Annotated in this window: 6 protein-coding genes and 2 pseudogenes; all 8 read left to right on the plus strand. The window is 42.0% G+C overall.

Annotated features, from left to right (window positions below; genetic code table 11):
* A pseudogene (locus QAS77_RS10540) lies at positions 1-111 on the plus strand (riboflavin synthase); the annotation flags it as partial.
* A gap of 290 nt (positions 112-401) precedes the next feature.
* Positions 402-854 (plus strand): DNA-deoxyinosine glycosylase, encoded by a 453-nt coding sequence (locus tag QAS77_RS10545; protein WP_305065453.1) that lies wholly within the window; start codon positions 402-404, stop codon positions 852-854.
* A gap of 154 nt (positions 855-1008) precedes the next feature.
* Positions 1009-1209: pseudogene (locus QAS77_RS10550) on the plus strand (ISH3 family transposase); the annotation flags it as partial.
* Positions 1210-1386: 177 nt separating this feature from the next.
* Complete coding sequence (locus tag QAS77_RS10555) at positions 1387-2355, plus strand: DUF4198 domain-containing protein (RefSeq protein ID WP_305065454.1); 969 nt, start codon at positions 1387-1389, stop codon at positions 2353-2355.
* A gap of 121 nt (positions 2356-2476) precedes the next feature.
* The gene (cbiM, locus tag QAS77_RS10560) at positions 2477-3097 is read left to right on the plus strand and encodes a cobalt transporter CbiM (RefSeq protein WP_250868775.1); all 621 of its coding nucleotides are present in this window, start codon (positions 2477-2479) and stop codon (positions 3095-3097) included.
* 3 nt (positions 3098-3100) lie between these two features.
* Complete coding sequence (locus QAS77_RS10565; RefSeq protein ID WP_305065455.1) at positions 3101-3547, plus strand: carboxypeptidase-like regulatory domain-containing protein; 447 nt, start codon at positions 3101-3103, stop codon at positions 3545-3547.
* Between the two features lie 38 nt (positions 3548-3585).
* Positions 3586-4347, plus strand: coding sequence for a cobalt ECF transporter T component CbiQ (gene cbiQ, locus QAS77_RS10570; protein WP_305065456.1), 762 nt, complete (start codon positions 3586-3588; stop codon positions 4345-4347).
* Positions 4347-5094: energy-coupling factor ABC transporter ATP-binding protein (locus tag QAS77_RS10575; protein ID WP_305065457.1), on the plus strand; the 748-nt coding region annotated here is incomplete at its 3' end. The genes cbiQ and QAS77_RS10575, both read left to right, overlap by 1 nt.

Raw genomic sequence — 5094 nt, forward strand, 5'->3', positions numbered from 1 at the left:
GAGCACGCCTTAAATGTCGTCAACATGCTGTTCCACCCTGAAAAACTTGTCAAGCAGGCCGGTACTGGTCAAAGGCAGGGATTTGAGGATGTCGGGACTTTGAGACATTAAGGTAGTTTTTTTATTCTTTTTTTTGATCTATTGAAGAGGGAGAGAAATCTTTTGCTATGACTAACTGGATACTTGATGGTTTTAATGAATGGGAGATCAATGATAAGATGAAACACTTGAATATGTACAGGTTTATGAGAAAGTTACACCTAAGTTGATCGAAGCTTTGGTGAAGTCTGAGTTTGGAAGGGATTTGTTAGCACAGTTACAGTGAATGGTGGTTATGAGTGATAATCTGCTCATGCTAAATACTCTTGCAATAAAATAAGATAAAAAGGAGAATATTAACAATGGATCCCATAACTGATGAAAATACGAGAGTACTAATTGTCGGAACATTTCCTTCTGAAATATCACGAGATACAAAACAATATTATGGAAACCCTAGAAACCAGTTTTGGAAATTGATGAGCAGTGTACTTGATATCGATTTGCAAGAATTGGGATATAATGAAAGGATTCAAGTTTTGCAGGATTATCAAATTGGATTGTGGGATACCTTGAAAGATTGTGATATAATTGGAAGTTCAGATAGCAGTATCTGCAATGAAGAGTACAATGACTTTTCTTATCTGACTCACATCAAAAAAATCATTTGCAATGGGAAAAAAGCAGAGAAATATATTAAGCACTGTAATGTACCAAATAATATTGATATTTTGGCGGTTCCATCTTCAAGTCCAGCAAGGGCCATGAAATTCCAAGACAAATTAAGGGAATGGAAAGAAGGAATCAATGTTTGATATTACTAAGCCGACTTATCAGATAAATCCAAATTGTTATCTACAGTAGTTCGCGAATTTCAGTTAAAACTCATATAAAAGACATCATACTATACATTTATACGTAGTGTAATTCCTCCGCATGTATTTCCAATTGCAAAAGAAAGCCTCTACAATTCGATATTTCTATGCTTTGTTTTCATTTCTTCTTAAAAACGTGTGGGTTACACTTCAAAGAAAACATATTACAATTGATAAAAGAGGTCCTCATACTATCGAAAGTGAGTTGTTCAGATTTGATATATTCATCCATTTTGTTGCGGAATGGGTGAGACGGAAGCTAAAACAGATGTTAACAGTTGAATGTTGTAGATAAATGTGGATTATTATAGAAGGGTTTAAATATTAGTGAACTGCTGAAATTCGAATGGGAGGATTTATGAGCTAATTTGATATCCTCGCAAATATTGGGCAATAATCATAAATTATTTAAAGTTCGTGTTACTTCATGTTTATGATATACATAAAATTCATACTAAAAAGAGGATGAAACATGAAGAAAACAATAATTATTGGATCAATTATTGCACTGATCTGCCTCACAGGCCTTTCAAGTGCACATTTTACGATGATATTCCCAAGTGACAGTGAAGATAGTGTATGGGATATCACCCCGGAAGACTACATTGCAGAACTTGGAGATACAAAGACCATCTACACAATGTGGGGACATCCTTATGAGCACATATCATTTGACATGTCGAACGTACCTGAAATCAGTGTAACAAAACCTGATGGTGCAGTCGAAGTTCTCACTCCGGAAGAAGTCATGATGGACAGCATGGATGAGGAAGGTAACATGGGGACTTTCCTTTCATACAAAGCATCATTCACAGTCGACCAGTATGGCGACACTGTTGTATCAGTCAAGTATGAAGATGCGGACGAAGACATGATCGATTACACCAAAGCAGTAATCCACTGTGGAGAAGAAATGTGGTTCGGCTGGGATTCAATGGTTGACCAGCAGACAGAGATCATCCCATACATGCGCCCATATGGCATGGAAGAAGGATTCGTCTTTGCAGGAAAAGCACTTTACAATGGCGAACCACTGGCAGGCGCCGATGTTGAGGTTGAGATCTATCACGACCTTGAAGCAGGAATTGAGATCGTGGAACAAGCAGAAGAACTTTTCCCATATGATGCACCAATGGTATTCACAAGGCTCACAAGATCAAATGCTGACGGAGAGTTCATGTACACTCTCGATGAACCTGGCATCTGGTTCGTTGGTGCTACCATGGAACCTGAAGAAGGGCAATCTGTAAGAGGAGTGTTCATAATTCCGGTACTTGAAGAGTTCCCTGCAGAAGAGACAGAAGTTGCAGTTAGCGAAGAACCTGAAGCAGAAGAAGAAGAAGAAGAAGAAGAAGCTACACCATCCACACCCGGATTTGAATCTGTGTTCGCAGTTGCCGGACTTCTTGCAGCACTGTTCATCGCAGGAAGAAAATTGTAAAATGAATCATGGGGATGAATTCCCCATCAATCTTTTTTTATACTTTATTATCAGTTATCCACATTAAATTAGATAAAATACAAAACTCGTCATAACAAATATCACAAAGGAGACAACAAGTATGCACATATCTGACGGTGTATTATCCCCTGCAGTGATAACTGCAGGTTGGGCAATAACGATACTTCTCCTCCTTGCAACCCTCTGGTGGAGCAAAAGGGATGTAGACATCGCCGAGGAGATACCAAAGATATCTGTCATGACAGGAGCTTTCTTTGTGGCATCTCTGATACATGTATCAATTGGGCCTACCAGTGTCCACCTTGTCCTCAATGGGCTTCTTGGTGTGGTCCTTGGAACCCTCGCATATCCTGCGATCTTCATTGGTCTTGTCCTTCAAGCGCTATTGTTCCAGCATGGCGGCATAACAAGTATTGGGGTCAACGTTATCAATATGGGCATACCTGCACTGATCGTCTACGGGGTATTCAAAAAAGGGTATTCAAGAGGGATCAACCCCTCCATACTTGGCATAATTTGCGGTTCAATGGCAGTACTACTCTCTGCAATAATGCTCGCCATCGTGCTCATATCCACAGGAGAGGAATTCACAGAGGTTGCCTACATAGCTGCTGCTGCCAACATACCGATAATGATAATCGAAGGAATATTGACAGGATCTGTAGTCACGTTCCTTCTGAAGGTCAGGCCTGAACTGCTACCCATCAACAAGGAGAAATAAAAAATGGCCAATTATAAGATAATATGGGCACTGGCATTTGCCTGTGTTCTTTTAACAGCAATTGCACCTGCTGCATCCGCACACCGCGTCTATGCACAGGAGCAGGTCACTGAGGTACAAATAAGATCATGGTATGGTGGAGGTGACCCCATGCCAAATGCCGACATCAACATTTATGCCATAAAGAACAGCGAGGAAGAGCTTTATATCACAGATGTGACAGATGAGGGGGGGATATACTACTTCGAACCAAAACTTGGTGTTGTAGAATACAGAGTAGTAGTCTCCCAAAGCGGGCACCAGAAAGAGATCACTTTCAACGTTGCAGGTTCTGAAGGCTCCAGCGAAGAAGCTGAACTCCCACTCTCAGCAAGAATAGTAGCAGGATTTGGGTACCTTGTAGGGCTTGCTGGTTTTGGAATGTACCTGGCAGCGCGCAAAACAAAATAAAGAACAACTACTAAAAAACGATACAGGAGAATAACACATTGGACTACCCCGAAATAGACAGGTATGCTTCAATTGATTCACCCATACATAATTTCGACCCGCGTGCTAAGATCATTACGTTCATGGTAATGATATTCTCCTTTGTTTTTTTGGACAGCATTACAAAAGCACTTGTTGGCCTGGGGATAGCCAGCCTGATATACATTATAGCAAAACTTCCAAAAACATTTGTAATGCATCGCCTGAAAGTTGTTTTCCTGTTCCTGTTCCCACTACTTATTATCATGCCACTTACCGTTGACGGACAGGTCATTGCACAGTATCACAGCATAACGATCACACTGGAAGGATTCCAGTACTCCTCCCTGGTTATAATAAGGGCACTTTCAGCTGTTACACTTGCACTTATAATGCTTGGGACCACACGTTTTGACATCACGATCAAGGCACTCTATATGCTCAAGGTGCCTGGAACACTTATACAAATGTTGATGTTCACTTACAGATATATATTCGTGATAATGGATGAGTTCCAGAGAATGTGGAAAGCCATGGAATCAAAAGGATTCAAACTTAAAGCGAACAGGTATGGACTATCCGTTCTCGGGAACATGATCGGGATGCTGATAATAAAAAGCTATGACAGGGCACAGCGTGTTTACCACTCAATGATATCCAAAGGCTACACCGGTAACCCCAGGACAATAGTGAACTTCGAACTACGGACAAAAGACTATGCAATAGCCTTGCCTATGATCCTCATTGCACTCCTTATGCATACCTACCACCTGGTGTTATAATGAAAGAAGCGATTCGCGTAAAAGGACTTACATATTCATACCCTGACGGTACCCCTGCACTGGAAGACATTGACATCACCATAAATGAAGGGGAAAGGATAGTGATCGTCGGACCAAATGGTGCCGGAAAGACCACCCTTTTCCTTCACCTCAACGGTACTCTCAAGAGCCAGGACAACACGGTCATGATCTTTGGAAAGAATCTAGGCGATATGAAAGTCGAAGAGAGGATTAAAGAGGTGGGGATCGTGTTCCAGGACCCTGACGACCAGCTGTTCATGCCCACCATCTTCGATGATGTGGCATTCGGTCCCATCAACATGGGACTGGATCAAGAGGAAGTGGAAAATCGAGTGAAAAAAGCTCTGTCCCGTGTCGGACTTGAGGGATTTGAGGACAGGGTTCCGCACAACCTGAGCTATGGACAGAAGAAAAGAGCAGCACTGGCTGCTGTACTGTCCATGGAACCACGGATACTGATCCTGGACGAACCAACAGCCAACCTTGATCCAAAAAGCAGGGCAGACTTTATACAGGTGATCAATGACTTGAATAACGACGGGATCACCACGGTGATCGCCATGCACGATGTGAACGCTCTCCCGGCCCTCTCAGACCGCGTCTATGTGCTGAACGGAAAGATCGTCGGTGAGGGAACCCCGCGGGAGATATTCTCCAATTCAGAACTTCTGAAAATGACTCATCTAGAAGCACCAGACGTGTTCAAGCTGTTCAAGGTACTGACAT

It is taken from the genome of Methanococcoides sp. (assembly GCF_030594565.1).
GTDB classification, from domain to species: Archaea; Halobacteriota; Methanosarcinia; order Methanosarcinales; family Methanosarcinaceae; genus Methanococcoides; species Methanococcoides seepicolus.

What these genes read in the sequence shown, in the direction of transcription:
- QAS77_RS10555 (WP_305065454.1), top strand. Translation starts at nt 1,387, where the DNA reads ATGAAGAAAACAATAATTATTGGATCAATTATTGCACTGATCTGCCTC.
- cbiM (WP_250868775.1), top strand. Translation starts at nt 2,477, where the DNA reads ATGCACATATCTGACGGTGTATTATCCCCTGCAGTGATAACTGCAGGT.
- QAS77_RS10565 (WP_305065455.1), top strand. Translation starts at nt 3,101, where the DNA reads ATGGCCAATTATAAGATAATATGGGCACTGGCATTTGCCTGTGTTCTT.
- QAS77_RS10545 (WP_305065453.1), top strand. Translation starts at nt 402, where the DNA reads ATGGATCCCATAACTGATGAAAATACGAGAGTACTAATTGTCGGAACA.